Raw genomic sequence first — 2,799 nt, 5'->3', positions numbered from 1 at the left:
CCCCCCCCCCGCCCCCCCCCGGGCCCGCCTCCCCGGCGGGGCCCGGGGGGGGGGGCCGGGCGGGGGGGGGGGGGGGGGGCGGCCCGGCCCCCGCCGCGGGGGCGGCCCGCCCACGGCTCGGGCGGCAGTTCCAGACCGCGGAGCACGGTGGGGCGCAGCGCCCCGAGCCCTGGAGCCACGGGCCAGGCGCGGTCGGCGCTGGCGGGCCCCGTCGGGGTCGGGCGTCGCGGTGGCGCCGGTGTGCGCACCCCCGGTCCGGGGCGAGGAGCCCGCTCCGCTGCGGCGACGGCCGAACCGGGGCGCGGGCCGCTGCTCCGTACGGCACTGGCGCTCCGCCGCGGCCCCCGGGGCATGCCGGCCTGAGGTGTGCCGGACGGGGCGGTGGGCCCGGTGGCCTTGGTGGTCTTGAGTGGGGCCACCGTCGGGCGGGAGGTGGGAGCCGGTCGGTCGGTGACGTCGCTGCCGGTCAGCCCGGGCTCGGGGGCCTGGGCGATTCGATGCGTGCTGGCCTGGGGTTTCCGTTCGAGGCCGTGGGTCTCCGCCCGCACCACTGCGGCGCACGCGGTCACGGCGAGGCCGATCGCCGCGGCGCCCGTCGCCAGCCAGCGGACCAGCGGAGAGCGTAAACAGCCGGCTCCGGAGCGGCGGGGGCGGGGCCTGGCACGTGGGATGGGGAGGCGGCGGCAGAAGCGGCGAAGGGTCTGGCTGGCCCGGTGGGGGCTGAGGGAAATACGCATGGGACGACCGTGCCGTAAATCGGCAGCTTGCGGTGATCATGGTCGTCTTCTGTGGATAACTCACGGCTTGCGGATATCGCCGTCACCCGCAGGTGTAGCGGTCCCGTACACTTCAGGTGGCGATCCGGGTCACCGGGTCGACTTCGCACGCCCCGCCACCGGCGCAGTAGTCCCTTTCGGGCAGCCCGGTGGCCGCGTCCCTCGGTCCTCGGAAGGTTTCCTTTCGCGGCAGGCGCGTCGGGGCGTCAGGCGCGGCAGCCGCCCGGCCGCCGCGGGAACCGAGTATCCAAGGAGTACGGCCATGGCCGTCGTCACGATGCGGGAGCTGCTGGAGAGCGGCGTCCACTTCGGTCACCAGACCCGCCGTTGGAACCCGAAGATGAAGCGCTTCATCTTCACCGAGCGCAACGGCATCTACATCATCGACCTGCTCCAGTCGCTGTCGTACATCGACCGCGCCTACGAGTTCGTCAAGGAGACCGTCGCGCACGGCGGCTCCATCATGTTCGTCGGCACGAAGAAGCAGGCGCAGGAGGCGATCGCCGAGCAGGCGACCCGCGTCGGCATGCCGTACGTCAACCAGCGCTGGCTGGGCGGCATGCTCACCAACTTCTCGACCGTCTACAAGCGCCTCCAGCGCCTCAAGGAGCTTGAGCTCATCGACTTCGAGGATGTGGCCGCCTCCGGCCTCACCAAGAAGGAGCTCCTGGTCCTCTCCCGCGAGAAGGCCAAGCTGGAGAAGACCCTCGGTGGTATCCGCGAGATGCAGAAGGTGCCGAGCGCCGTCTGGATCGTCGACACCAAGAAGGAGCACATCGCCGTCGGTGAGGCGCGCAAGCTCCGTATCCCGGTCGTCGCCATCCTCGACACCAACTGCGACCCCGACGAGGTCGACTACAAGATCCCGGGCAACGACGACGCGATCCGCTCCGTCACCCTGCTCACCCGCGTGATCGCCGACGCCGTCGCCGAGGGCCTCATCGCCCGCTCCGGTGCCGCCAGCGGTGACGTGAAGGCCGACAAGGCCGCCGGCGAGCCCCTTGCCGAGTGGGAGCGCGACCTGCTTGAGGGCGACACCGCCAAGAAGGCCGAGGAGGCCGGCAAGCCCGCCGAGGCCGCTGCTGAGGCTCCGGCTGCTGAGGCTGCTGCCCCTGCTGAGGCCCCGGCCGCGGACGCCGAGCAGGCCTGACGAACGCTCGGCGGACCGGGCCAGCACCCGTTCCACCTAGCGTCACGACTGGCGGCGGGGGGGGGGGGGGGGGGGGGGGGCCGGCCGCGCGCCCCCCCGCGTCCCGCTCCTGGTCGGTGAGGCAGGTGATGCCGGCGCTCTCGCCGACCCCGCGCGGGTCGAAGCTGACCAGGTCGTACCGGGTGCCGAGTTCTTCGTAGTCCTCGGCGAAGGGCGGCAGGCTGGCGACGCCCGAGCCGCCGGGGCCGCCGAAGTTGAAGACCAGCGAGCCGATGCGCCGGTCGGTGTCGGTGGCCGGCTTGCGGATGAGCGCCAGATCGAGGGTCTCGCCCTGCGGCTTCGCGTAGTCCAGCGGGGCCTTGAGCGTGCCGCACTGCCAGGCGTCGCCCGGCTTGTCGCCGCCTCCCTGGAGTGTGCTCGGCGCCTCACACGCGCCCCACTTGACCTGCTGGTTGGTGAGCGCCCTGGGGAGTCCGGGGTCGGCCCCCGCGGGCGGGGCGGTGGCCGAGTGGGTCTCGCGGATGCCGGAGGGGCCCTCGGCCTTGCCGTCGTCCCCGCCCCCGCAGCCGGCCACCGTGGCCCCGACCGCGACCATCAGGGCCGCCGATGCCAGGGCCGTGCTCCGTATGTGACGTGACATGGCAAGTGATCCTAGGGCGCGGGGCTGACCGCCGCGCAGGGACCACCGGCCGCCGCGCAGGGACCGGCCGCCGGGCTCGGGCCGGTTGCTGGGCTCGGGCCGGGGCGGCGTCCGCATCGCGTGCACCGTCCGCATCGCGCACCTCCTGCGCATCGGCCCTACCGGCCACCGCCCACGCGCTGGCCACCGCTCACGCGCCGGCGCCCGGCCCGCACCGGGCGGCCCGGGCGCCC

General features: G+C 74.3%; 1 protein-coding gene. It reads left to right on the top strand.

The features are described from left to right. The first annotated feature begins 1,038 nt into the window (after positions 1 to 1,038). Positions 1,039 to 1,926 (top strand): 30S ribosomal protein S2, encoded by an 888-nt coding sequence (rpsB, locus tag AAHZ94_RS32095; protein WP_349997230.1) that lies wholly within the window; start codon positions 1,039 to 1,041, stop codon positions 1,924 to 1,926. Positions 1,927 to 2,799 lie beyond the last annotated feature (873 nt).

Source organism: Streptomyces sp. HSW2009 (genome assembly GCF_040240285.1).
GTDB lineage: Bacteria > Actinomycetota > Actinomycetes > Streptomycetales > Streptomycetaceae > Streptomyces.
Note: the sequence above shows the minus strand (reverse complement) of the source record. Positions and strands in the feature narration are given on the sequence as shown.